24 protein-coding genes are annotated in these 23,824 nt (G+C 61.0%); 13 read left to right on the forward strand and 11 right to left on the reverse strand.

Annotation, left to right across the window (positions count from 1 at the left end):
* Positions 1-1,930, reverse strand: a 1,930-nt coding sequence (locus tag EXR36_09350) for a S9 family peptidase (GenBank protein MSQ59824.1), incomplete at its 3' end; no start/stop codon positions are given.
* Between the two features lie 103 nt (positions 1,931-2,033).
* Between EXR36_09350 and EXR36_09355 the strand changes: the two genes are divergently transcribed.
* The 6 genes from EXR36_09355 to rsgA all read left to right on the forward strand — a co-directional run bounded on the left by EXR36_09355 (position 2,034) and on the right by rsgA (position 6,894).
* Positions 2,034-2,702, forward strand: a complete 669-nt coding sequence (locus tag EXR36_09355; protein MSQ59825.1) for a DsbA family oxidoreductase — start codon at positions 2,034-2,036, stop codon at positions 2,700-2,702.
* 276 nt (positions 2,703-2,978) lie between these two features.
* On the forward strand, positions 2,979-4,556 hold the full coding sequence (locus EXR36_09360; GenBank protein ID MSQ59826.1) for a DUF1631 family protein: 1,578 nt from the start codon (positions 2,979-2,981) through the stop codon (positions 4,554-4,556).
* 18 nt (positions 4,557-4,574) lie between these two features.
* Positions 4,575-4,769, forward strand: a complete 195-nt coding sequence (locus EXR36_09365; protein MSQ59827.1) for a DUF1631 family protein — start codon at positions 4,575-4,577, stop codon at positions 4,767-4,769.
* Between the two features lie 134 nt (positions 4,770-4,903).
* On the forward strand, positions 4,904-5,341 hold the full coding sequence (locus EXR36_09370) for a DUF1631 family protein (GenBank protein MSQ59828.1): 438 nt from the start codon (positions 4,904-4,906) through the stop codon (positions 5,339-5,341).
* A gap of 62 nt (positions 5,342-5,403) precedes the next feature.
* Positions 5,404-5,925, forward strand: a complete 522-nt coding sequence (locus EXR36_09375; protein ID MSQ59829.1) for a DUF1631 family protein — start codon at positions 5,404-5,406, stop codon at positions 5,923-5,925.
* Between the two features lie 60 nt (positions 5,926-5,985).
* Positions 5,986-6,894 carry a ribosome small subunit-dependent GTPase A gene (gene rsgA, locus EXR36_09380; protein ID MSQ59830.1) on the forward strand — a complete coding sequence of 303 codons (909 nt, stop codon included), beginning with the start codon at positions 5,986-5,988 and terminating at the stop codon, positions 6,892-6,894.
* Here rsgA and EXR36_09385 read toward each other — a convergent pair.
* The 8 genes from EXR36_09385 to EXR36_09420 form a co-directional block, all read right to left on the reverse strand.
* Positions 6,869-7,786 (reverse strand): CobD/CbiB family protein, encoded by a 918-nt coding sequence (locus tag EXR36_09385; protein ID MSQ59831.1) that lies wholly within the window; start codon positions 7,784-7,786, stop codon positions 6,869-6,871. The two genes, rsgA and EXR36_09385, sit on opposite strands and share 26 nt — an antisense overlap.
* A 50-nt stretch (positions 7,787-7,836) precedes the next feature.
* On the reverse strand, positions 7,837-8,076 hold the full coding sequence (locus EXR36_09390; GenBank protein ID MSQ59832.1) for a formate dehydrogenase: 240 nt from the start codon (positions 8,074-8,076) through the stop codon (positions 7,837-7,839).
* Between the two features lie 5 nt (positions 8,077-8,081).
* On the reverse strand, positions 8,082-10,931 hold the full coding sequence (locus EXR36_09395) for a formate dehydrogenase subunit alpha (protein MSQ59833.1): 2,850 nt from the start codon (positions 10,929-10,931) through the stop codon (positions 8,082-8,084).
* A 43-nt stretch (positions 10,932-10,974) separates the two neighbouring features.
* Positions 10,975-12,507 carry an NADH-quinone oxidoreductase subunit NuoF gene (locus tag EXR36_09400; protein MSQ59834.1) on the reverse strand — a complete coding sequence of 511 codons (1,533 nt, stop codon included), beginning with the start codon at positions 12,505-12,507 and terminating at the stop codon, positions 10,975-10,977.
* Positions 12,504-12,980, reverse strand: coding sequence for a formate dehydrogenase subunit gamma (locus EXR36_09405; protein ID MSQ59835.1), 477 nt, complete (start codon positions 12,978-12,980; stop codon positions 12,504-12,506). The genes EXR36_09400 and EXR36_09405 overlap by 4 nt, the downstream gene beginning before the upstream one ends.
* A gap of 7 nt (positions 12,981-12,987) precedes the next feature.
* On the reverse strand, positions 12,988-14,664 hold the full coding sequence (locus EXR36_09410) for an MFS transporter (GenBank protein MSQ59836.1): 1,677 nt from the start codon (positions 14,662-14,664) through the stop codon (positions 12,988-12,990).
* 93 nt (positions 14,665-14,757) lie between these two features.
* Positions 14,758-15,966: an MFS transporter gene (locus EXR36_09415; GenBank protein ID MSQ59837.1), complete on the reverse strand. Its 1,209-nt coding sequence runs from the start codon at positions 15,964-15,966 to the stop codon at positions 14,758-14,760.
* Complete coding sequence (locus tag EXR36_09420) at positions 15,963-16,814, reverse strand: DUF3025 domain-containing protein (GenBank protein MSQ59838.1); 852 nt, start codon at positions 16,812-16,814, stop codon at positions 15,963-15,965. The genes EXR36_09415 and EXR36_09420 overlap by 4 nt, the downstream gene beginning before the upstream one ends.
* Before the next feature lie 66 nt (positions 16,815-16,880).
* Here EXR36_09420 and EXR36_09425 point away from each other — a divergent pair, with 66 nt between their 5' ends.
* From EXR36_09425 to EXR36_09450, 6 genes are all read left to right on the forward strand, one after another.
* Complete coding sequence (locus EXR36_09425; GenBank protein MSQ59839.1) at positions 16,881-17,984, forward strand: NAD(P)/FAD-dependent oxidoreductase; 1,104 nt, start codon at positions 16,881-16,883, stop codon at positions 17,982-17,984.
* A gap of 73 nt (positions 17,985-18,057) precedes the next feature.
* A complete protein-coding gene (locus EXR36_09430) occupies positions 18,058-18,825 on the forward strand; it encodes an AIM24 family protein (protein ID MSQ59840.1) in 768 nt (255 codons plus the stop codon).
* 5 nt (positions 18,826-18,830) lie between these two features.
* The gene (locus EXR36_09435; GenBank protein ID MSQ59841.1) at positions 18,831-19,892 is read left to right on the forward strand and encodes a M48 family metallopeptidase; all 1,062 of its coding nucleotides are present in this window, start codon (positions 18,831-18,833) and stop codon (positions 19,890-19,892) included.
* Entirely contained in the window at positions 19,889-20,815 is a 927-nt protein-coding gene (locus tag EXR36_09440; protein ID MSQ59842.1) for a glutathione S-transferase family protein, read from the forward strand. Before EXR36_09435 ends, EXR36_09440 begins: the two co-directional genes overlap by 4 nt.
* 5 nt (positions 20,816-20,820) lie before the next feature.
* Positions 20,821-21,588: an enoyl-CoA hydratase gene (locus tag EXR36_09445; GenBank protein MSQ59843.1), complete on the forward strand. Its 768-nt coding sequence runs from the start codon at positions 20,821-20,823 to the stop codon at positions 21,586-21,588.
* 4 nt (positions 21,589-21,592) lie between these two features.
* Positions 21,593-22,819 carry a CoA transferase gene (locus EXR36_09450; protein ID MSQ59844.1) on the forward strand — a complete coding sequence of 409 codons (1,227 nt, stop codon included), beginning with the start codon at positions 21,593-21,595 and terminating at the stop codon, positions 22,817-22,819.
* On the opposite strand, the gene EXR36_09455 is transcribed toward EXR36_09450, so the two are convergent.
* Together EXR36_09455 and EXR36_09460 are read right to left on the reverse strand one after the other, a co-directional pair.
* On the reverse strand, positions 22,813-23,022 hold the full coding sequence (locus EXR36_09455; protein ID MSQ59845.1) for a hypothetical protein: 210 nt from the start codon (positions 23,020-23,022) through the stop codon (positions 22,813-22,815). The genes EXR36_09450 and EXR36_09455 overlap by 7 nt on opposite strands.
* A gap of 52 nt (positions 23,023-23,074) precedes the next feature.
* On the reverse strand, positions 23,075-23,323 hold the full coding sequence (locus EXR36_09460; GenBank protein MSQ59846.1) for a hypothetical protein: 249 nt from the start codon (positions 23,321-23,323) through the stop codon (positions 23,075-23,077).
* 131 nt (positions 23,324-23,454) lie between these two features.
* On the opposite strand from EXR36_09460, the gene EXR36_09465 reads away from it, so the two are divergent.
* The coding region (locus tag EXR36_09465) for a CPBP family intramembrane metalloprotease (GenBank protein ID MSQ59847.1) at positions 23,455-23,824 on the forward strand (370 nt) is incomplete at its 3' end.

The following is a 23,824-nucleotide window of genomic DNA, read 5'->3' on the forward strand; positions in this document are numbered from 1 at the left end:
CCGGCCGTTTGCTCGTATTCATGACTCGAAGCCTTGCCACGTACTTGGCGGGTTCCCAGTACATGACTTGGCTATCGTTAAGGGAAGTTTCCACAAGCATCGCCGGATAAGGTTTAGCCGCCAAGTTGTCGTAGGGCGAATACGCGCGCATGTACTCGAAGTACGTCCGCTCATGGGGGTTACCCCATTCCTCATACTCACCCGTGGTCAAGGGCAACGTGTCGTCCAGCATGGTGTGGATAACATCGACGAAGGGCACCTCCGCGATGACGGCCTTGAACAATTCCGGCCGAAAATTCGCCACTGCGCACACCAGCAGCCCGCCCGCGCTGCCGCCTTGAATCAGCAATTGGTCCGCCCGGGTATAGCCCTGGGCGATCAACGCTTCCGCGGCGGCGATGAAATCGGTGAATGAGTTACGCTTCTTCAACATGCGGCCATTGTCGTGCCATGCCTTGCCGTACTCCCCCCCGCCGCGCACGTGGGCGATGGCGTAGATGACACCCCGGTCCAGCAACGAGAGCCGCGTGGAACTGAAATGCACGTCGTTGGGAATCCCGTAAGCGCCGTACCCTGTAAGCAGCGCTGGCTGCGGTCCGGCATGGCGTTCTTGCTTCTTGTAGACCATGGAGACCGGAACCAAGGTGCCATCGGAGGCCTTGGCATGGAACAGTTCGGATTGGTATTGCCCGGCGTCGTAACCTCCCAGAACCTCCTGGCGTTTAAGCAGCTTTAGCTCGCGGGTAATCAAATCGCAGTCGTAACCGCTAAGGGGCACCACCAGGGATTCGTATTCGATGCGATACACGGTGCTAGCGAACTCTTCGTTGCCGGCGCCGCGGACCGAGCACGCCGCGTCTGGCATTTCCACCCGCCACGTTTCACGGCTATCGTAAGATTGCACACGCAGTAGCGGGAAACCGCCCTGCCTCTCGTGGAGCACCATATGGCGCGCAAACAGGTCCACGCCTTCCAGCATGACATCGGGCCGGTGAGGAATCAGCTCCGCCCAATTTTCCTTGCTAGGATGCGCTGCTGGCGCGACCACCAAGCGAAAATTCCGGCCCTGGTCATTGCTCACGATGTAGAAGGAGTCACCGGCATGGTCAGCGTAGTATTCGTGATTGTCGCTACGTCCTTCGATCAAGGTCCAAGGCGCGCGCGGGCGTTTAGCGTCCAGGTAACGCACTTCCGACGCGGTCGCACTGGCCGTGGTCAGCACGAGATACGCATCGCTACGCGTGCGCGTGACGGAGACGCTAAAGCGCTCGTCGCTTTCCTCATGGAGAATGCGGTCGCGCCGCCCGCCCAGGACATGACGGTAGATCCGGTAGGCTCGCTTTGCCTTATCCTCCTTGGCGTAGAACAAGTGCTGGTTATCCATGGCCCAGGCCACCGACCGTGTTTTTTCGATGCGCTCCGCCAGCATTTCTCCCGTCGCGAGATTCTTGATGCGCAAGGTGTACTCGCGAAATCCCGTCACGTCGCTGGAGAAAGCCAGCAAGTTTCCACCGGGGCTTATTTTGTAGGCGCCTAGAGCGAAATACTCGTGGCCGGCGGCCAACTCATTTAGGTCAAGCGTGATATGCTCGGGCGCTTCCAGGTCCCGCCATTTGCGGCAATAGATGGGATATTGTTTTCCGGTTTCCGTGCGGGCGTAGTACCACCAAGCGCCCATGCGGTAGGGCACGCCCATGTCCGTCTCCTTGATACGCGCCAGCATCTCCTTATAAAGCGCCCCCTGGAATGGCTGAAAGGGCGCCATGATGGCCTCGGTGTAGGTGTTTTCCGCTTCGAGGTAGGCGCGGACTTCCGGATCGTTTTTACGGTGTAGCCAGCGATATTCGTCGGTCCACGCGCGCTCATGAATTACGACTTCGTGCGCGATACGCTTGGCTACCGGTGGAACAGCAAGCGAGGAAGATGTCATCGAGTAGGTTTGGAGTAAGCGGGCGGGTTTGCTTTCCGGGGCCCGCCAATGTCAAGATAACGGCTGTCCGCGACATCTTAACCCCACCTCACCCCTCCCCCGCATGAACACCCTCACGATCGATGTCATTTCCGATGTGGTCTGCCCTTGGTGTTTTATAGGTAAACGCCACCTCGAAGCGGCCCTGCGCCAGTTCCGCGAGGAGTTCCCGGATTCCGAGGCACCGGAAGTCCGTTGGCTGCCGTTTCAACTCAACCCCCACTTGCCCGTCGAAGGTGTCTCCCGCAAATCGTATTTGGAAGAGAAGTTTGGCGGGCCTGAGCGCGCGCGTGAAATCTACGCGCGTGTGTCGAAAGCCGGCCAAGCGGCTGGCATCGGTTTTGATTTCGACCGGATGACAGTGCAGCCCAATACCCTGGACGCCCACCGCCTCATTCACGCTGCCGCTCCCTTGAAAGTTCAAGACGCCATGGTGGAAACCTTATTCCAGGCCTACTTCCTCGAAGGCGCCGATCTCACCCAAACCCAGACTTTGGATACTCTCGCCCTACGTGCCGGGTTTGGCGCACAAGCGCAGACTTACCTCCATGGTGAGGAGAATCGCAACCTGGTCGCTAGCCTTGACCACCGTGCCCGCCAAATGGGCATTTCCGGCGTCCCCTTCTTCATTTTCAACGGCAGGTACGCCCTCTCCGGCGCCCAGCCACCGGAGGTCATCCTACAGGCGTTGCGGCGAGCGCACGAAGACCCCATCCCAGGGCCCGCGAACTAGCGCGAAAGCTGGTGTTTTTCCCTCTGTTATCCCTAAAGTTTCCTCTTCAAAGACTGATAAGGGACAGCGGAGGAGCACAGCTTGTGGGGGTATTTCCCGGTTTATGACAGGCTTTTGCTAGAGCGTCGATCCCTGCAAGTGTCCAGACATCGCCTTGTTTCACGTTAGAGGTCTGCCTGCTGGATCCACCGTGTAACTCCGCGACGAGGAACCTCTATGGAACTAACTAATTGAGATTTCAGTATTGGCATCGGAATTCCCGCTGACATCATCCAGATGAGCAAGCACGAACCCAGCACCATCACCCATGTTCCGGCAGGGCAGCAAGGGGCCACTCTAAGAGCCGGGGATGCCAACCGCCTGCTGCAAGAGTGCCGTGAGATGGCACAGGAACGCTTGGCAAAATCCCTGACCGCCATGCTCAATAAGATGGAGGAAACCCCATGGAAAATGGCGGAAGCGACCAAGGACAAGGAGATGCAAGATGTTTATCTCCTGGCCGAGGATAAGGCCAAGGCCCAGCGTGCCGCCATCGAGAAGCAATTCAAACAGCGCTTCGATACCGAGTTCGACCGCCGCCTACATAAGCAACCAAAATCCGGCGAAGGTCCTGCGGACTATGACCTGTCGACGATGACCCTAATGGAAGACGAGGACTTGAGCGGGGCGCTCAAGGTCAAGGATCTCTCCACCAAGGCGCGCGGAATGTACAACGAGGAATTGAACGCCCTGGATCAGCGAATCGGCGTCTTGATCAGGGACCCTCAGCTCAAGGGCGAGGACAATCCTCTTAGTCCGGATACGGTCTATGCCGCCTTCAAGCAGGCCTGCGATGAAATCGAGGCGGGGTTGAAGGTAAAGATGGTGATTCTGAACCTCTTCGATGAGCAGGTCCGCACGGAGATGAAAGGGATTTATAAGGACCTCAACTCGCTCCTGGTCAAGAACTCCGTCCTTCCGCAAATTCGCTTCGGATTGGGACGCTCCCAAAGCAGTGCTCCAAACAGAGGCGCGGCCGCCGCGTTAGCCGCGGCGGCCATGGCACCGCCCTCGGCACCACAATCCCCTCCCCTTCATGCGCCCTCTGGTGCCGGAATGGGCCATCCCATGCACGGGGGCGGCGGATTGCATGGTCCGATGCCCGGGGCGGGAGCCGGTGGCGGTATGCCCCACGCCATGCCGGGGGATTACGGGGCGCAAAGTGGCGAAGCTGCCGCGGGCGGTAGCGAACAAGACTTTTTCGGGCTTCTCCAGGGCCTGCTCCTACGCCAATATGGTGGCGGCGCACCGTTAACGGGTTCGGGCGCGGCTCCTACACTCCTCGGCGGGCCGGCTGACTTTGCGGGAGGAGGTGCTGCTCCCGGGGGCCTTCCCAATCAAGGAGTTCAGGGCGGCGTAATGCCCGCCGGTTACCCCAACACGGGGCCTGTTGGCACCGGGATGCCAGGAGGCTATCCAGGTTCAGGCCCTTCCGGCGGCGCGATGTCCACCCACACCGGGCAGCATGCGGGAACGGCCACGGGTCCCGTGCGGATATTGACCGGGGCGGATCTCGTGGGCGCCTTGACGCAAATCCAGCATGGCGATGCTACCGTGATCAAGGGGGCGCCCAATTCACTTGCCGCGGCCATCGCGGCTCCAGGGGCCGTGAATATTCTGCGCGACATCAAGTCGACGCCCTTCGGCCAAGGCATGGGCGAGGCCGACAACATGACGCTGGACATCGTGTCCATGCTCTTCGACCAGATCCTAGACGACAAAAAAATACCGGACGCCATGAAGGTTCTCATCGGGCGTTTGCAGATTCCCATTCTGAAGGTCGCCATCCTCGACAAGAGCTTCTTTCAGACGTAACAACATCCTGCCCGCCGGATGCTCAATACCTTGGGCGAGTTCGGCTTGGGCCTTGGCGCCGATTTTCAGATCACCAACCCGTTATTCAAGCAAGTCGCGGCCATCCTCCAGAAACTCATTCAGGAATTCAAGGACGATCTCTCCTTGTTCGAGCAAACCGAGACCGAACTCGAACGGGTGATCGAATCGGAAGACCGCCGTGCGCAGACCTAGGCCTCGCGCGCGGCGCGGCTCATGGAGCTGCGAGAAAAGCTCGAAATCTCGCGCGCCACCGCGCAAGCCGAGGTAAAGAAACGGGCCGAGGCCGCGCAGATGCCGCAAGCAGTGCTGAAGTTCCTCGCCGAAGAATGGATCAAACTGTTGGTCATGGCCCACGCCAAATAGGGTTCAGAGAGCCCGGCCTGGAAGAGCGCCATCGAGACCATGGATCAATTGAATTGATTTGGAGCGTCTCGCCGAAACCCACTTCCGACGAACGCCGCAAACTCGGCTCGATTTTACCCGTGTTACTCCGGCGCGTGGAAAAAGGGATGCAAATCGTCGGCACGCACGAGGACGTGCGCAAGAAATTCCTCGCGAAGCTGATGCGCTGCCATACCAAGGTGATCAATAGCGCCGCGGACGTACTTCGCAAGGCCGCTCGCGCGAACGCGGCCGCGGCTATCAAGCCGGAATCCGCGCGCACTTCTTCCGCCACCGCGCCCTCCCCTTTGGACACCATCCCGACCCTGTCCGAGGTGATCGATACGCGGCAGCCCGATTCTTCCAGCAAGCCGCCGGTGTAGGCATCGCGGCAAACCCCGGCTCAACGCAGACCGCGCATCCTTCCGATATCGAGTTCGACTCCTTGACCGCGGGTCCTGGCGCAGCGGCGCTGCCATCTGAGTTCGAGGACACAGCCCATGGCGGCAGTCCTGAAACGGACGAGGACACACGCATGGCGGAAACACTACCGCCCTTCAAATCCTTGATCATCAAGAATCCCTTTGGCGAGGGCGAGATCGAAGTGGAAGAAGTCAGCCTGGAGGATCTTCCAGCCTTCTCGCCGGTGCGCGCGGGCCAGGCAGACACAGTCACGTCGCGTTCCGGGGATGAGTACAGCATCAAGGCCGGCGGCATGGCCGTGGGCACGTGGATCGAAATACGTTCCGCCGAGGACGTACGAACGCAAGCGAGTCTGTCCTGGATCAGCCCCCTCAAGGGCACTTATCTGTTCACCAACCGGCACGGCGCCAAGGTGGCGGAATTTTCTCTCTACCAACTGGCGAAGGAAATGCGCCAGGGCGGCTGCGTCATCATGGAAGAGGTGCCGCTGTTCGATCGCGCCATGAGCAGTCTCGTGGGCGCACTGCGCAAGGACGCCCACTAGAATTCTCGGCGCCGGCCGGCGCGCCTATACTCCGGAACCTCTCAATCCGGGCCGCGCTCCTTGAAAACCCATGCGGTAATCCCAAGTCTTAGCGGAGAAATCGTCTCTGCCCACGGCCGTCATTACGTCGTGCAACTAAAGGACGGCAGCGAAATTCAAGCCTATCCCCGCGGCAAGAAGAGTTTGGCCGCCTGCGGTGACCATGTCCTCGTCCAGCGCTCAAGCAACGATCAAGGGGTCATCGAGGCCGTGGATCCGCGCCGAAGCTTGCTGTACCGGTCCGACAAGTACAAGCAGAAACTGATCGCCGCCAACGTGACCCAGTTGGCCGTGGTGGTGGCCTCCACCCCTTCGTTCTACGACGAACTCATCACGCGCTGCCTGGTGGCGGCTTCGCAACAAGGTTTGCGCGCGTTGATCGTACTCAACAAGTGCGACCTCATCGCCGAGAGCACAACAGCCATTCGGCGCCTCCAGGTCTACCTCGACTTGAATTACCGCGTGGCACGGCTTTCGGCCCTCGGAGACGTAGGGCCTCTGCGGCCTTATCTGAAGGGCGAGCGTACCGTGCTCGCAGGCCAATCCGGCATGGGCAAATCGACCATCATCAACGCACTTGTACCTGGAGCGAGAGCCAGCGTGGGGCACATTTCCCTGGCGCTGGATTCGGGGCGCCACACCACCACCCATGCACGGCTTTACCGTTTGGACGAGGAGAGTTGCGTCATCGACTCTCCTGGCCTTCAGGATTTCGGCCTCGCTCACGTGACCCAAGAGGAATTGGTGCAAGGCTTTCCGGAATTCGCGCCGCATCTGGGGCAATGCCGGTTCACCAACTGCCTGCACCTGACGGAGCCAGGATGCGCGATTACAGCGGACACCTCGTTGAACGCCAAGCGGCTGGGCATTTACCAGAAACTTGTGCGTGAACGGCAAGCCGCGGCTAGCCAACCCAGCGCGCGATCGTAACCATGAGCAATACGATCATCCAGATCACCGTGGCACGCCAGATCAAGCCCACGGTGCTGTCCAGCGCGTCGATATCAGGTTCGTCGCCCATGCCCAGGCCGGGTCTTTCCTCCACCGACGCCAAGCGGCGCAGAGGGCCGCCCAGCTTGACCCCCAAGGCACCCGCGCCGCTCGCCAGAAGCGGTGCATTGAATGGATCGGGCCAGGCGCCCGCCTGGGTTCTCCAACAGTAGAAAGCGTCCTCGAAATTTCCGGCCACGGCAAAACCCGCGGCCGTGATACGCGAAGGCACCCAGTCGAGCCACTTGAAGGCCGTGCCGGCGAAACGCCCCAATTGCGCCAGTTCCGGCTCTTGCCCAGCCCATTCCTCGCGCAAGATGGCGGCGAGGCGGTAGAGCACGGCACCCGCTGGTCCAAAAAACACGGCGAATAGCACCGGGCCGAATACGAACCGGTGTGCCCCGCGCAGGCCCTCTTCTATGGTGAGTTTCGCGACATCGCCATCTTCGATCTCAAAACGCGATTCGTTTCGCCATTGCGAGATCAGATCCTTCGCGCGTTGTCCGTCGCCCGCTTTCAGCGCGCGGGCGATCCCCGTGAAGAAGTGGCTGACCTGGCGAAATCCCGTGGTGAAAAACAAAACGGCGACGAACCATATCCACCCCAGGAAGGGGTTGGCCGCGGCCAAGCCCCACGATAAAACCGATGCCGTTAGCACGGGTGGCAACACGCTCGCACACCAGCTGAGCGCGCCGTGCGACGGACGGCCCGCATTGAGATAGCGGGCGGCACGACCGGCGAACAAGATAAAGCCGCGCACCGCCAAATTGGGGTAAGGATGGGGGCGCGCTTGCTCAAGAAGAAACGCGGCGAGCAACGCGATGAAAGTCATGCCGGCGGGCTATCCAAGGTAACCCAGCCACGCCGCCGCGCAGGCAACATTTAGCTGGTACGTTGCAGTCCCACCAGCAGCTTCCGGTGAGCGCGGATGGCGTCTTCCACTAGGGGCTGCAAGCCGGCTTCCTTGTCGTCCACCATGCGCACGATTTGCTTGCGCATGCGAGGATCCCAGAAGCGCTTCAGGTGATTCGCGATGCCTTCGATGGCCTCGGCCCGGCCAGCTTGCGCGGCGAAGAAGGCACCGATCTGGTTCGCCATCTTGTAGAGGTGCTCGCCATCCATGCGGGCTATACCTTCACGCGTTGCCGCTCATCGAGCAACTTTTCCTGCTGCTCCGAAAAGCTGCGGAAATCCTTCTGCCACTCCGAGGGTTGCGTCACCGGCATCACTTGCACGGCCGTCACCTTGTACTCCGGACAGTTGGTCGCCCAGTCGGAGTTGTCGGTGGTAATGACGTTGGCGCCGGACTCGGGAAAGTGAAAGGTCGTATAGACGACGCCCGGCTGCACGCGCTCGGTGAGCGTGGCGCGCAACACGGTTTCGCCCGCGCGGCTCTTGATGCCCACCCAATCGTCCTGGCGAATGCCGCGCTCCTCGGCATCGTGCGGATGAATCTCCAGCCGGTCCTCGTGGTGCCAGAGATTATTCTGCGTGCGGCGCGTCTGCGCCCCTACGTTGTACTGCGAAAGAATGCGTCCCGTGGTCAGCAGCAACGGATACATGCGCGTGACCTTTTCTTCCGTGGGAACGTACTCGGTGACGATGAACTTGCCCTTGCCACGCACGAATTCCTCGCAGTGCATCACCGGCGTGCCATTGGGTGCGTTATCGTTGCACGGCCACTGCACGCCGCCTAGTTGGTCGATTTTCTCGTAGGTGACGCCGGTGAAGGTTGGTGTCAGACGCGCGATTTCCGCCATGATCTCGGAAGGATGTGTATACGGCATGGGGTAACCCATGGCCTCCGACAAGGCAACGGTCACCTGCCAATCTTCCATCCCGCACAACGATGGCATGACTTTTCGCACGCGCGAAATGCGCCGCTCGGCGTTCGTGAACGTTCCATCCTTTTCCAGGAACGATGACCCAGGGAAGAACACGTGGGCGAACTTCGCGGTCTCGTTCAAGAACAAGTCTTGCACTACAAGACACTCTAGCGCGCTCAACGCCGCGGTGACGTGTTGCGTATCGGGGTCTGACTGCCCCACGTCCTCGCCTTGCACGTAGAGCGCCTTGAAGCTGCCGTCCAGGGAGGCATCGAACATGTTGGGGATGCGCAATCCTGGTTCGTTATCCAGCTTCACACCCCAAGTGGATTCTAACAAGGCGCGCGTGTTGTCGTCGGATACATGCCGGTAACCGGGGAATTCGTGGGGGAAGGAACCCATGTCGCAGGCGCCTTGCACGTTGTTTTGTCCCCGCAGCGGGTTCACGCCCACGCCGGGGCGGCCGATGTTGCCGGTGACCATGGCGAGATTGGCGATGCCCATGACCATGGTGGAACCCTGGCTGTGTTCGGTGACGCCCAAGCCGTAATAGATGGCGCCATTGCCGCCTGTAGCGAACAAGCGCGCGGCCGCGCGAACTTCCTCGGCTGGCACGCCGGTTTCCTTCTCCAGCGCCTCGGGGGAGTTTTTCGCCTGCGCGATGAAGGCATTCCACTTGGCGAATTCCTTCACGTCGCAACGCGCCGCCACGAAATCTTCCTTGGCCAAGCCTTCGGTGACGATCGTATGTGCCAGCGCGTTGATGATGGCCACGTTGGTACCGGGCCGCAATTTCAGGTGATAACTCGCCTCGGCGTGAGGCTGGCGCACCAGATCGATCTTGCGCGGGTCCACGACGATCAGCTTCGCGCCTTCGCGCAGACGGCGCTTCATTTGTGACGAGAACACGGGGTGCGCATCGGTGGGATTGGCGCCGATCACCATGATCACATCGGAATGCATGACCGAATCGAAATCTTGCGTACCCGCCGACTCTCCCAAGGTCTGCTTCAGCCCGTAACCCGTGGGCGAGTGGCACACGCGCGCGCAGGTATCCACGTTGTTGTTGCCGAAAGCGGCCCGCACCAGCTTTTGAACGAGATAGGTTTCTTCGTTAGTGCAGCGCGACGAGGTGATCGCACCCACCGAGGCGCGGCCATACTTCGCCTGGATTCGCTTGAACTCGGAAGCCGTGTGGGCGATGGCCTCGTCCCAACTCACTTCCTTCCATGGATCGGTGATCTTTTCGCGGATCATGGGTTTCTTGATACGGTCCGGATGAGTGGCGTAACCCCAAGCGAAGCGGCCCTTCACGCAGGAGTGCCCATGGTTGGCCTTGCCATTCTTGTCGGGCACCATGCGCACCACCTTGCTGCCCTGCATCTCGGCGCGGAAGGAGCAACCCACTCCGCAGTAGGCACAGGTGGTGACCTTGCTGTGATCGGGCTGGCCCGCGTCCGTGATGGATTTTTCCATGAGTGTGGCCGTGGGGCAGGCCTGTACGCAAGCGCCACAGGACACGCACTCGGAGTCCATGAAACTTTCCTTCTGGCTGGGCGAGATCATGGAGGCAAAGCCGCGCGCATCCACCGTCAAGGCGAAGGTGCCTTGCACCTCCTCGCAGGCGCGCACGCAGCGCGAACACACGATGCACTTGGTGGGGTCGAAGCTGAAGTAGGGGTTGGATTCGTCTTTCTTGGCGGAGAAGTGATTGGCGCCCTCGTAGCCATAGCGCACTTCGCGCAAGCCCACCACGCCGGCCATCTCCTGCAACTCGCAATTGCCGTTGGCGGGGCAGGTCAGGCAATCCAGCGGATGGTCCGAGATGTATAGTTCCATCACGCCCTTGCGGATCTTGGCGAGTTGGTCCGTTTGCGTGCGCACCTTCATGCCTGGCTCCACCAAGGTGGTGCACGAGGCGGGGTAGCCCTTGCGGCCTTCGATCTGTACCAGGCACAAGCGGCAAGAGCCGAAGGCATCCACCATGTCGGTCGCGCACAGCTTCGGGATTTTCACACCGGAATTCATGGCGGCACGCATGACCGAAGTGCCAGCCGGGACGCTCACGGACTTGCCGTCGATCTCCAGGCTCACTTGTTGGGCCGAGCGGCTAGCAGGCGTTCCGAAATCGGTTTCCTTGACTGAATACATACCCCATCTCCTTCCCAGCAAAGCCGGGCCAATCGCTTACTTCCTACTTCTCGAAGTCTCTCTTGAAATGCTCCAGCGCACTCAAGACTGGAAACGGCGTCATCCCCCCCAGAGCACAGAGCGAACCATGCAGCATGGTGGCGCATAGATCCTTGAGAGTCGCGAGGTTCTTCTCCCGCTGCTCGCCCGCGGTAATGCGGTCGATCACCTCGACCCCGCGCGTGGAGCCAATTCTACAGGGCGTGCACTTGCCGCAGGACTCGATGGCGCAAAATTCCATGGCGTAGCGGGCCATGCGCGCCATGTCCACGGTATCGTCAAAAACGACGATCCCGCCATGTCCGATCATCCCTCCCACCTTCGCGAAAGCCTCGTAATCCAACGGCGTATCAAAATGGGATTCCGGCAAATAGGCACCCAAGGGTCCTCCTACCTGCACCGCGCGAATAGGCCTACCCGTTGCGGATCCGCCGCCGTAGTCATAGAGCAGTTCGCGTAAGGTGAGCCCGAATGCCTTTTCGACTAGGCCGCCGCGCTTGATGTTCCCCGCGAGTTGAAAAGGCAGGGTGCCGCGCGAACGCCCCATGCCGAAATCTCGGTAGTAGGCGGCCCCCTTGTCGAAGATGATGGGGAGCGACGCAAAGGTGATCACGTTATTGACGATGGTGGGACAGCCAAACAACCCCTTGATGGCGGGCAGCGGCGGCTTGTAGCGCACCATGCCGCGCTTGCCTTCCAGGCTTTCCAGCAGCGAGGTCTCCTCGCCACAGATATAGGCGCCCGCCCCCATGCGCACTTCGAGATCGAAGCGCTTGCCGCTTCCCAGGATGTCCTCGCCCAGATAGCCGGCGTGCCGGGCATTGGCGATGGCTCCCTCGAAAATACGCTGGGCGTTGGGATATTCGGAACGCAGGTACACGTAACCTTGGTGAGCCCCAACGGCTAGGCCGGCGATGGTCATGCCCTCGATCAAACAGTACGGGTCGCCTTCCATCAGCATGCGGTCGGAGAAGGTGCCCGAATCGCCTTCGTCGGCGTTGCACACCACGAATTTGGTATCGCCTTCGGCGTCCAACACCGTGCGCCACTTGATGCCCGTCGGGAAAGCCGCGCCGCCGCGGCCACGCAGGCCCGAATCCGTGACCTCGGCGACGATCTTGCCGCCCGTCAAAGCCAAGGCATTGCGCAACCCCTTCATGCCGCCATGGGCCTCGTAGTCCGCAAGACTCAAGGGATCGGTCACACCCACCCGCGCGAAGCACAAGCGTTCCTGGCGCTTCAGGTAAGGAATCTCCTCGGTCATCCCGAGGCAAAGCGCATGCTTTCCGCCGTTCAGGAAACCCGCATCGAAGAGGGATGGCACGCCGGCCGCGCTCACCGGACCGTAGGCCACGCGGCCCGCCGGCGTCTCAACCTCCGCCATGGGTTCCAGCCAGAACATCCCCCGCGAACCATTGCGCACGAGGCGCACAGGCACATGGCGCTTGCCGGCTTCGTGCTCGATGGCCCTGGCTACGGCATTGGCGCCCAGCGAGAGTGCGCTGGTGTCGAGCGGCACATAGACCGTGGTCGTCATGCCTTGCTCCCCGCCAGCAACGCATCCATGCCGGCCGCGGTCACCCGGCCAAACACCTCGCCGTCCCACATGACCGCCGGCGAACACGCGCAGTTACCCAGGCAGTACACGGGCTCCAAGGTGACCGCGCCATCGGCGGTAGTCTGGTGAAAATCCACGCCCAGCCGCTTGCGAGCGTGCTCCGCCAGCGCATCGCCTTGCATGGCTTGGCAGGCCTCGGCCCTGCATATCTTGAGCACGTGCTTACCAGGCGGCACGCTACGGAAATCCGGATAGAAAGTCACCACGCCATGCACCTCGGCGCGCGACAAATTCACTGCCTTCGCGATGGCGCGCAAGGCTTCCGGAGGAATGAAACCCAGATCCTCCTGGATTTCATGCAAGAGTGGCAGCAACCCTCCTGGCCGGTGCGCGTGGTTCTTGATGGCCGTTTCGGCGCAATGCGCGTACACGGCCTGGCTCTGCTCGGTCATTGGCGTGTTACTTGAACAGCACAGCGGCTTTTTCCACCGCGGTCCAAACGCCCCACGCCAATGGCACTCCGACGAGCAGCCAGAAGAATGGAACTAAAGACTTTGTACTTGCCCCTCCCGCCGCGGTAGCGGCGCTCCCTTGCACTTCGCTCGCGGCGGCCCGGTCATGGGCAAGCTTGCGTTCGGCCGCCAATTCCTCATCCGTCATGAACCACTTCGCGGCGACCGGCCGCACCAACAGGTTGCAAATAAACCCGCCTACCAGAAGACCCGCCAGCACGTACATGGTCGTGTCGTAAGCCTCGCTCTTAGGCACGCCGGATTTGATCTGGAAGTCGTTGATGTAGTTCACCAGCACAGGGCCGAGAATACCCGCGACGGACCAAGCGGTGAGCAGCCTGCCATGGATGGCGCCCACCATCTGCGTGCCGAACATATCCGCCAGATAGGCGGGGATGGTGGCGAATCCGCCCCCATACATGGTGAGAATGAAACAGAAGATGCCCACGAAGAGCGCGACACTTCCCAATTGCCCCGCGTGCGGCGCCGAGGCGTAGAGCAAGAATCCGAGGGTGAAGAAAGCGAAGTAGGTGGCCTTGCGCCCGATGTAATCGGAGAACGATGCCCAGACGATGCGCCCGGCGATGTTGAACAAACTCAACAAGCCGGTGAATCCCGCCGCGATTGCCGCGATCTGCCCAAGCTGCTCCTTGCTCAACTGATCGAACTTCACGTCCACGCCGATCAACTTTCCGCCAAATATTTCTTGCAGCATGGGAGAAGCCATGCCGATGACGCCGATGCCCGCCGAAACGTTCAAGCACAAGATTCCCCACAGGCACCAGAACTGCGGTGTGCGCCAAGCCTTGTTCAAGTGCACGTGGCGCTGCGTGATCATGGCATTGGCCGCCTGCGAGGCGGGTGGCGTCCAGCCCGCGGGCTTCCACCCCGTGGGAGGCACCCGGTAGGAGAGCGCGCCGATCAACATGAACACTATGTAAATGGCCGCCATGGTGAGGAAGGTCTCCCACACCCCCACCGAGGTAGGCGTGGCGTAGAACTTCATCATCTTGTCGGCCAAGGGCGAGCCAATCATGGCGCCGCCGCCGAATCCCATGATGGCCATGCCCGTGGCCATGCCGCGCCGGTCGGGGAACCATTTGATCAGCGTGGACACGGGGGAGATATAACCCAGCCCCAGGCCCACGCCGCCGATGACTCCGGAACCTAGCCACATCATCCATAGTTGGTGGTGATAGACCCCGAGGGCGGAAATCACCAAGCCACCGCACCAGAAGGTCGCGGAGACCACACCAGCCTTGCGCGGGCCGGATCGTTCAAGCCATCCGCCCCACAATGCCGCGCTCGATCCGAGGAAGACGAAGAAGAGGGTATACATCCACCCCAGCATGGGCTTGTCCCAATCGCAGGTCGTGGTGAAGAGCTTCTCGATCCAGGACGTCCCGTCCGGGCAGGCCACCGGCTTGGTGATGCCGATGGCCTTTGTGAGCGGCAGCCAGAACACCGAAAAGCCATAGGCCATGCCGATGCACAAGTGAATGCACAATGCCGCGGGCGGTACCAACCAACGGTTGAATCCTGGCCCCGCGATGATTCGTTCCTTGGAAAGAAATCCCGTCTCGGGTGCGACGCCCTGGGCAAGAGCGCCAGACACTTGTGCCATACCATTCCTCCTTGAACATATTAGTTTTTCTATGAAGCCACGCCAAAACAGCCGGAGTGTAACGCATGCCGCGCGGGCGTCGCTAAGCGGGCGTCACTGAGCGGCCACCCTTTTCATCTCCACCCTGCGAGCGAACCAACGGGCCAGGGCGAGCAAGCCAATTCCCGAGGCTACAAATATTGGCGCGTATCCGAAGCGTCCAACTATGCACCCCGCTAGCCATACTCCCAGCGCCTGGCTGAGAAACATGGAGAAAGCGAAAGACGAAACGGCCGAACCGCGGGCCTCGGGGGCCATCTCCGTGGCCTGGGTTTGCAACGTGTTATGCAGCATATAGAAACCGAAGCCCGACATTATGACGAAGGGCACGCACAGCCACCACACCGGTGCGATTGAGAGCCCGAGGTAACACAGCAGCATTACTATCCCGCCGCCAGTCACCAAGCCGCGCAGGCCCAAGCGCTTGATCAAGTGCCGCACGAAAAAGCCGTAGGCGATACCCCCGGCGGCGTTGCCGGCGATCACCATGCCCACCACGGTATAGCTCAGATCGAATTCGAATATTAGGTAGGCACCGATGTAGGAAAACGCACCGAAAAACAGGAATCCTTCGATGCCGGCCACCAGCACCACCAGGCGCACACGCGGCTTGCGAAGCAGATAGACATAGCGCGACAACAGATCCTTCACGCCCGTCAGCGTCTGCCCCTGCGGCTCGGCGCGCGACCAGGCATTCTTGGCGAGCACCAAGGACATGAGCGCCAAGGCAGCACCCAATACAAGGAAGATGGCGCGCCATCCGAGAAAATCGCTGAACAGCCCGCCGATCAATGGCCCCGCCGCCTGGCCAAGCATGGTTCCCGACACGAAGCGCGCCAGAACGTGCTGGCGCTCCTCGATGGCTACATTGTCGCCAAGGAAGGCAAAGGACAAAGGGATGATGGCGCCCGCCGTCATGCCGGTGGCGAAGCGGTACGCCGCCAATTCGTGCAGGGAATGGGACATAGCGCAACCCAGACACCCCAACGCGGAGGCGCCGAGCATGAGGCAGATCATGCGCACTTTGCCGAAGCGGTCGCCCAAGGGACCGTGAATGAGCTGGAAGAACCCATAGGCAAACGTGAAGGCGGTAATGATGATGGCGGCCTCCCCCACGCTCACGCTGAACTCCTGCGACATCTTGGGGAGGAGCGTCTCGCCAACACGAATGGTGACACCGGATACGAAACTGCCACAGGCCAGCAGAAGCAGAACACCGCGCACTTCGTTGTTTTTTTCCGCCAAGCGGGAATCCTGGTTCATGAGTGGCGAGATTGTATTGCTTCCGCCGCGCGCGCGGCCCGCATCCGGCCAGGTCTGAAGTAGTTCTGATTGTCGTAAAAGTATTCCTCATGGTTGGCGGCAAACCAACCGGGGACCCCCAGAACCGGAAACGGCGCCAAGTCGCGGGGAGTCGCCAGCGTGCTCGCATCCTCCAGGCGCTCCGCGGTCGCCGAGCCGGCATGTAGAAGCTGTCCTTCCAAAGGCAAAGCCAGAAACTCATTCGGCACCTCATGCAAGAGCGCCAGCGCGCTCACGCCCAGAAACGGATCGAGCAGCTTGTGATACATGGCGTGGCCGAAGATAAACACGCGAGTGCTTGCCTGGAAACGCTCGCGCTGGCGCCAGAACAATTCCTTCCACTGAAATGCGCGAATCAATCCGAGCATGCGTGAGTCCGTTGAACACACTATCGCGCCGCCTTCGTCGAACAAGGTCAAGGCGTCGCGTGCGCGCCCGCGCTGTCCTGGGGCCTCCTTGGCCAACTCCGCGATATGACGAGCGTTGAGAGCAGCCTTGGCCTCGGGGAAAGCCATCCACACCAGGGCATTAAGGAAGTCGTGCCAGTCTTCTGGGCGGCATAACACTTCGCCGCGCCGGTATATGCGCTCCTCGTAGGAAAGGGCATCCACCGGTTCGGTACCGACGAAGTCGGTTTCCACGAAAGATATGGGCTTGGCGCCGGGCGGTGCCAGCCGTTTGGCCTGGTGCGTGAGAGCCGCCGCCGGCGGCCATGCCGAGAGATCGAGATCCCGAACCACGCCGCGCAGCACCTCGAAGGCCGCTGAACGGGACAGGAACTCAGAATCCCATGTTCGGGACGCGCTCATGCGGCGCCCCCTCCCCCGCCGCGCCCTTGGATAACATGGCGGTCCTTGCAATTCATCTTGAACAATATGTTGGAAAAAACCGATTGTGTCGTAATCGGGGCCGGCGTGGTCGGCCTAGCCGTCGCACGCGCCCTGGCCATGAAGGGGCGGGAAGTCATTGTCCTGGAAGCCGCGGAAGGCATCGGTACCCACACCAGTTCGCGCAATTCCGAAGTCATCCACGCCGGGCTCTATTATCCCAAGGGATCGCTCAAGGCGCGCCTGTGCGTGGAAGGCAAGCACGCGCTCTATGAATACTGCCGGGACCACGGCGTGCCGCACAGCCGAATCGGTAAGATTGTAGTGGCAAGCGAAAAAGCGGAAGTGGCCGCCGTGGAATCCTACGTCACCCGGGCCGAGGAAAACGGCGTGACCGACCTGCGCTGGTTAACGGTGGCAGAACTCGAAGAGATGGAGCCCGCCGTTCGCTGCGTGGCGGGTTTCCTATCGCCTTCCACCGGCATCATCGACAGCCACGGGCTCATGCTCGCCTTGCAAGGCGATGCGGAAGATCACGGTGCCGGCCTCGCGTTCCACAGCCCGGTGCAATCCGGCGAACTGACAAGCAAGGGCATCGTGCTCAACGTAGGCGGAAAGGAACCCATGAGCCTGCTATGCAACAGCGTAATCAACTGCGCCGGGCTGTTCGCGCAAGACTTGGCGCGCAGCATTAGCGGTATTCCTGGCGATAGCATTCCCCCGCGGTACTTCGCCAAGGCGCACTACTACACCTTGAGCGGGCGATCGCCTTTTCGCCGCTTGGTATACCCGGTGGCCACACACGCTCATTTGGGCGTGCACGTCACGCTAGACCTAGGAGGGCAGGCGCGCTTCGGCCCGGATGTGTGCTGGACCGGCTCGGTGGATTACACCTTCGACAAATCGCGCGAACCGCTGTTCTACGAAGCCATTCGAAAGTACTACCCCGGACTCAAGGACGGCGCCCTGCAACCGGGCTACACGGGCATCCGGCCCAAGGTATCCGGTCCGAAGGAGGCCGCGGCGGATTTCATCATCCAGGGCCCGGCGGATCACGGCGTTTCAGGCATCGTGAATCTGTACGGAATCGAATCTCCCGGACTCACCGCCTCTTTGGCAATCGCGCGGGAGGTCCTCGAGAGGCTTGGATAGAATGCGCGCCTTCCATCATTGAATTCCTAACACCGTGGCTGACATCATCGACTATCAAATATTTGGCGAGGAAATGCAGTACGTCGAGATCGAGCTCGATCCCGGAGAGGCCGCCATCGGCGAAGCCGGCGGCATGATGTACATGCAAGAACACATCGCTCTCGATACCGTGTTTGGCGACGGCACCCAGCAAAGCGGGATCGTCGGTAAGTTACTGGGCGCGGGCAAGCGGCTCCTCACAGGAGAGTCCTTGTTCATGACCGTTTACTCCAACCAAGGCAATACCAAGAGCAAGCTCGCCTTTGCCGCGCCCTACCCAGGCAAGATCGTTCCCATTGACCTGCCCAAGATGGGCGGGACCTTCATTTGCCAGAAGGATTCCTTTCTTTGCGCCGCGCGCGGCGTATCGGTAGGCATTGCCTTTCAAAAACGGCTGGGCGTGGGGTTCTTCGGCGGCGAGGGTTTCATCATGCAGAAACTCGAAGGCGATGGCTTGGCCTTCGTGCATGCGGGCGGTACCCTGATGCGGCGCGATCTGGCACCTGGCGAATTCTTGCGCGTGGACACGGGCTGCTTGGTGGGCATGCAATCCACCGCGGATTACGACATCGAGTACGTTGGCAAAATCAAGACGGCGCTCTTTGGCGGCGAGGGTTTATTTTTCGCGACACTTCGCGGCCCGGGTACCATCATGCTGCAATCGCTTCCCTTGTCGCGATTGGCGAGCCGCATCTTCGCCGCCGCTCCGCAAAGAGGCGGATCACGCGAACAAGGCTCACTGCTGGGCGGATTAGTAGGTGGGAGCGCGCTGGGTGGCTTGCTCGGCGGCGATGACGAATAACACTGGTGAGCCTTAGCGGACAACTCTTCGGTCCGGGGATTTCCCCCACCGGGGCCAACGCCACGTTCAGAGCCGGTATCTTCGGTCTGAATTTTCAAGATAAACATTCCCATTTGCCCACGGTTAACTGGACTGAAATCACTTGGCGGCGTGGCGGCTTCAATGACCATCATATGTTGCTAGAGTGGAAGGGCCAGGAGGGCGCCTTCAGCTTGGCCCTTGCCCAGCCTGCGGCGCAACAAGCGGTGCTGGACTATTTGCAACCCGCCCGCCAGCAAGCGAAGCCCAAGGCGGCGGGCACGCGCGCTTGGATCACCGGGCTTGTCACGGTGTTCGTCGTGCTGCCGGTGTTGGCGATTGCACTGCTCTTGTCGCAAACGAATCGCGTGATCGATTGGGCGGTGGACCGCATTCCAGTGGAGGCGGAGAAGACGCTGGGCGCGCAATCCTTCGCGCAATTTCGCGCCAGCAAAGCGCTGGAAGAAAACCATCCTGCCCTGCCCATGCTGCGCGAATTGGGGCGCCGCCTGTCCAAGGGTTCGGTCTACGAGTACCAGTTCCACATCCTGCGCGATGACACAGTGAACGCCTTCGCCATGCCGGGCGGGTACATCGTGTTCCACACCGGATTGCTCAAAAAGGCCGGCCGCGCCGAGGAAGCGGCCGGTGTGCTCGCCCACGAAATCCAACACGTGGAGCGGCGCCATGGCTTGCGCGGGCTAGTGCATGCCGCCGGATGGCGTATCGCACTCACCCTTCTTCTCGGAGACACCGGCGGTTCCGTGGCAGCCTCTCTCGCGGAGAACTTGGGGAATCTGCGTTTCTCGCGCACGCAGGAGACCGAAGCGGATCTGCGCGGGGTCAAAGCCCTCACCGAAGCCGGCATCGATCCGCGCGGTATGATGGAGTTCTTCAAGAAACTCCCCAAGGAAGGCACGAGCGTTCCCGCCATTCTCTCTTCACACCCCGCGAGCGAAGCCCGCTTCGAGGCCGTGGAGAATGCGTTGCCCAAGGACCGAACTTTCGAGCCCTTGCCCTACGACATCAAGAAACTCAGCACACCATGAACGAACTCATCCTGCACCACTACCCTCCCTCGCCCGTCTCCGAAAAAGTCCGTATCGCCCTCGGCATGAAAGGGCTGGCTTGGCGCTCAGTGGAAATTCCGCGGCTTCCCCCCAAGCCCGACGTCATGCCGCTGACGGGCGGCTACCGCCGCACCCCCATCATGCAAAGCGGCGCCGATATTTACTGCGATAGCCAATGCATCTTGCCGGAAATCGAACGCCGCTTTCCAGAACCCACGTTTTATCCCGGTGGCAGCCAGGGCATGGCCACGATCTTCGGTCGTTGGACGGATTCCATGTTCGACGCGGCCGCCAAGCTATTGATTGGAGCCAATGCGGACCAACTCCCCGCGGAATTCCTGAAAGACCGGGGCCGTTTGTTCTTCGGCCCAAACTGGAATTCCAACGAGTTGAAAGCGGACGTGCCCCATGTGGTGGCGCAACTGCGCGCTCAGTTTTCCTGGATCAATCTGCAATTGGCGGATAAGCGATCCTTCCTGTTCGGCGGCAAACCCGGGCTCGCGGATGCGCAAGCCTATTACTTAATATGGTTCGTACGCGCCCGCTGGCAAGGCGGCCCGGCGCTGCTGGCCGAGTTCCACGCGCTCGAAGCTTGGGAAAAACGCATAGCCGCCATTGGCCATGGGCGTCCTAGTGAGATGTCTTCCGCGCAAGCCATCGAAGCCGCCCGCGCCGCCGAACCCGCGACACCCGAGCGAGGAGATGCACGCGACGCGCAAGGCCTGGCGCTCGGGCAATCCGTCGGCGTGACGCCGGACTTGAACAGCGGCGAACCCACCGTGACCGGAACGCTCAGGTTGATCGAACCTGACCGCATCGCGATCCTGCGAACGGACCCTCGCGTGGGGACCGTGTGCGTGCACTTCCCGCGCGTGGGGTATCGTGTCACCGCGCTTGGATAAGGCCCATGACCGCTCTCGTCATAACGCAAACCAAGGACCGCATCGCGCGCATCGAACTCAACCGCGCCGAGAAGCGAAACGCGCTCACCGCGGAAATGTATCAGGCCATCGCGCACGCCCTACGCGCGGCAGGTGCGGACTCTCAGGTGCGCGTCATACTCATACATGGCCACCCCGAGTGTTTTTGCGCGGGAAACGATCTCAAGGATTTTCTCGGCAACCCGCCCCGTGGCGACGACTCTCCCGTGTTTCAGTTTTTACAAGCGGTCTCAACCGCCGCCAAACCGCTCATCGCGGCCGTTGGCGGGCCGGCGGTGGGCATCGGCACCACCATGCTCTTGCATTGCGATCTGGTCTACGCAACGCCCGAAGCCCGGTTCCAGCTTCCCTTCGTTTCGTTAGGTCTCGTGCCGGAAGCGGCGTCGAGCTTTCTTCTGCCCATGATCGCCGGTTATCAACGCGCGGCGGAACTGCTTCTGCTCGGGAAACCTTTCGATAGCGAGAAGGCATTCGCCGCGGGCCTCATCACCGAAGTGGTGCCAAAGGAAGAGTTACTCGATCGTGCCCGCGCGGCCGCGGCTCACCTCGCCGGTTTGCCGCCCCATCAGGTTCAGCTAACCAAATCGCTGATGAAAAAGCGCCACGCCATGGCGGTGCAAGAACAAATGCGCGAGGAAAGCCTGTTGTTCCGCGAACTCCTCGGATCGCCGGAGGCGAAGGAAGCCATGAGCGCATTCCTGGAGAAGCGCAAACCCGATTTCTCGCGGTTCTGAGACGATGAATTCTCCAGCGGCCGCCGAGTTACTGCTGCAAGGGACCACCGTCATCGATTTCACCCGGGTGCTGGCAGGCCCTTATTGCACGCGCATGCTGGGCGATCTAGGTGCGCGGGTCATAAAGATCGAGCGGCCTGGCGAGGGCGACGAAGTCCGCCCCATCGTCCACCAACTCGACCCCAACCGCGGCGACCAGAGCAGCTATTTCTGGCGCATCAATGCCAGCAAGCAAGGCATTGCCATCGACCTGGCCAAGCCCGAGGCGCGGCCCCTCGTGCTCGACTTGGTGCGCAAGGCAGAAGTGGTGGTGGAAAATTTTTCTCCAGGCGTCATGGCGCGCCATGGCCTCGATTCGCACGCGCTGCGCGCCTTGCATCCCGGGCTGGTCTACTGTTCCATCTCTGGCTTTGGCCAGACGGGGCCATGGAGTTCCATGCAGGCCTACGCGCATCTCATCAATGCCATATCGGGGATGATGGATCTCGACCGCTGCGGCGAAGTACAGCCGCGCGTGTCTTACCTGCAAGCGGCCGATGTGCTGGCTGGGGCGCACGCGTTCGGCGCCATTTGCGCGGCGCTGCTCCGGCATGCACGCAGCGGCCTAGGCGCCACGCTCGATGTGTCCATGCTCGAATGCCTCATCGCCGCGGACGACATCACCTATGGCGCCCTAATCAATGGCGGGCCCGTGGAACGGCGGCCGCGAGCGGGCATGCTGGTGCATCCCATCGGCGAGCGCTACGTGGCCGCACAGACCGCCGGAGCACCGCACCTGTGGGCGCGATTGGTGGCCGCCATCGGAAAACCTGAACTCGCCAGCGACCCGCGCTTTGCCACGCCCATGGCACGGCGCCAGAATTGGAGCGCGCTGCGGGAGGTTTACGGCGAGTGGTTGAACAGCTTCGGGAGCGTGGACGCCGCGGTGAAGGCGCTCACCTCGGCTCGCATTCCTTCCGTTCCCATGCTCACGCCGGAAGAGGTGGCCAATCACCCCCACCTAGCGCAGCGCCAGGCGTTTCCCGAGGTGAATCACCCCACGCGCGGCAACGTTCGGGTGACGGCCACGCCTTTCTTTGTCGATGGGAAGGCGACCCACCCCACGGGGCCCGCGCCCTACCGGGTGGGAGAACAAACGCGGAAAGTGTTAACCGAAATGCTGGGATATACCGAAGAACAAATCACCACCTTGCATGCGCTTGGCGTGATTGGCATGCCGGCGGATCAGTAGGGACCAGCCTTGATGCGCGGGTTCGTGGTCTCGCGCAGGATGACGGCACAGATGGGGCACTCGATCGCGCGCGCAACGTTCGTCACGTCCTCGACGGAAATGCTCGTGCCGCAGGCGGCCACCGCGTACCGCAACGTGGGCTCATCGCGTAGCTTGCCCCAGTGCCAGGAGAGATGCTTGATGCCCCTCGAGTGCCGTTGCATGTGATTACTCATCTTTGTTGCCCCGCCCTTGTTGCTAAATGTCTCACTCCCACTATCGGCGCATCATGGGAAGTTCTTGACACGCAACTTTCAAGAGCCCCATCAAGGAAGCCTGGGCAAAGAGGGCAGGTTGCCTGGCTTGGGCGGTGCCGGAAGTCTCGGAAGACCGGGCAATTCTCCAGGCCGTGGCGGCAGCGGCAGCACACCGGGTTTGTCCGAGTCCCGCCGCCGGCTGTGCTTGCGTTTCTTGCGCCATGCATTGCGCTCCATCCCTGACACTCACCTTCTCGCTGCTAGCCATGGCCCTATGCGCGGTATGGTTCAACCCGGTAGCGGTGGGCCCCAAGCTGGCTATACATCCATGGATGGTGCTGTTCGCCGCCGCCGTCGTGAGCGGACTGCGGGAAGGTTACCTGGCGTGGCCATCGATCCTTGTTCTCGGCGGCCTTGCCGCGGCGGCGTTCGTCGCAAAACGAGGACATACAAATCTCGCGGTGCGCCGTATTGTTCGGTCTCGTTCATCTGGGCGGCGGGCCTTGGTACATAATGCTGGCCATCTTCGCGGGGTTGGGTTACGGATACGCTTACCTGCGCATCCAGCGCGTGGAGGCGTCCATACTGGTTCATTTTTCGGTGAGCACCGTGCACTTTATGGCACCTCTAATAATCACTTTTCTACGACGGATCTCTTACCGCGTTAGCGAAATGAGTTTCATTCTCGGCCAGGTGACCTTCAGCCGGGTTATTTCGCGCCTTTCAAGGCGTTTTGCGAGCCTCTTCACTGGCTTTGTATCCAACTTAC

The organism is Betaproteobacteria bacterium, from assembly GCA_009693245.1.
Lineage (GTDB): Bacteria > Pseudomonadota > Gammaproteobacteria > Burkholderiales > SHXO01 > SHXO01.

Coding starts and splice junctions, on each gene's coding strand:
- EXR36_09425 (MSQ59839.1), top strand. CDS start 16,881: ATGTTGGAAAAAACCGATTGTGTCGTAATCGGGGCCGGCGTGGTCGGC.
- EXR36_09365 (MSQ59827.1), top strand. CDS start 4,575: ATGCTCAATACCTTGGGCGAGTTCGGCTTGGGCCTTGGCGCCGATTTT.
- EXR36_09445 (MSQ59843.1), top strand. CDS start 20,821: ATGACCGCTCTCGTCATAACGCAAACCAAGGACCGCATCGCGCGCATC.
- EXR36_09420 (MSQ59838.1), bottom strand. CDS start 16,814: ATGAGCGCGTCCCGAACATGGGATTCTGAGTTCCTGTCCCGTTCAGCG.
- EXR36_09360 (MSQ59826.1), top strand. CDS start 2,979: ATGAGCAAGCACGAACCCAGCACCATCACCCATGTTCCGGCAGGGCAG.
- EXR36_09395 (MSQ59833.1), bottom strand. CDS start 10,931: ATGTATTCAGTCAAGGAAACCGATTTCGGAACGCCTGCTAGCCGCTCG.
- EXR36_09405 (MSQ59835.1), bottom strand. CDS start 12,980: ATGACCGAGCAGAGCCAGGCCGTGTACGCGCATTGCGCCGAAACGGCC.
- EXR36_09385 (MSQ59831.1), bottom strand. CDS start 7,786: ATGACTTTCATCGCGTTGCTCGCCGCGTTTCTTCTTGAGCAAGCGCGC.
- EXR36_09430 (MSQ59840.1), top strand. CDS start 18,058: ATGCAGTACGTCGAGATCGAGCTCGATCCCGGAGAGGCCGCCATCGGC.
- EXR36_09390 (MSQ59832.1), bottom strand. CDS start 8,076: ATGGATGGCGAGCACCTCTACAAGATGGCGAACCAGATCGGTGCCTTC.
- EXR36_09440 (MSQ59842.1), top strand. CDS start 19,889: ATGAACGAACTCATCCTGCACCACTACCCTCCCTCGCCCGTCTCCGAA.
- EXR36_09460 (MSQ59846.1), bottom strand. CDS start 23,323: ATGGCTAGCAGCGAGAAGGTGAGTGTCAGGGATGGAGCGCAATGCATG.
- EXR36_09400 (MSQ59834.1), bottom strand. CDS start 12,507: ATGACGACCACGGTCTATGTGCCGCTCGACACCAGCGCACTCTCGCTG.
- EXR36_09455 (MSQ59845.1), bottom strand. CDS start 23,022: ATGCAACGGCACTCGAGGGGCATCAAGCATCTCTCCTGGCACTGGGGC.
- EXR36_09355 (MSQ59825.1), top strand. CDS start 2,034: ATGAACACCCTCACGATCGATGTCATTTCCGATGTGGTCTGCCCTTGG.
- EXR36_09370 (MSQ59828.1), top strand. CDS start 4,904: ATGGATCAAACTGTTGGTCATGGCCCACGCCAAATAGGGTTCAGAGAG.
- EXR36_09410 (MSQ59836.1), bottom strand. CDS start 14,664: ATGGCACAAGTGTCTGGCGCTCTTGCCCAGGGCGTCGCACCCGAGACG.
- EXR36_09450 (MSQ59844.1), top strand. CDS start 21,593: ATGAATTCTCCAGCGGCCGCCGAGTTACTGCTGCAAGGGACCACCGTC.
- EXR36_09415 (MSQ59837.1), bottom strand. CDS start 15,966: ATGAACCAGGATTCCCGCTTGGCGGAAAAAAACAACGAAGTGCGCGGT.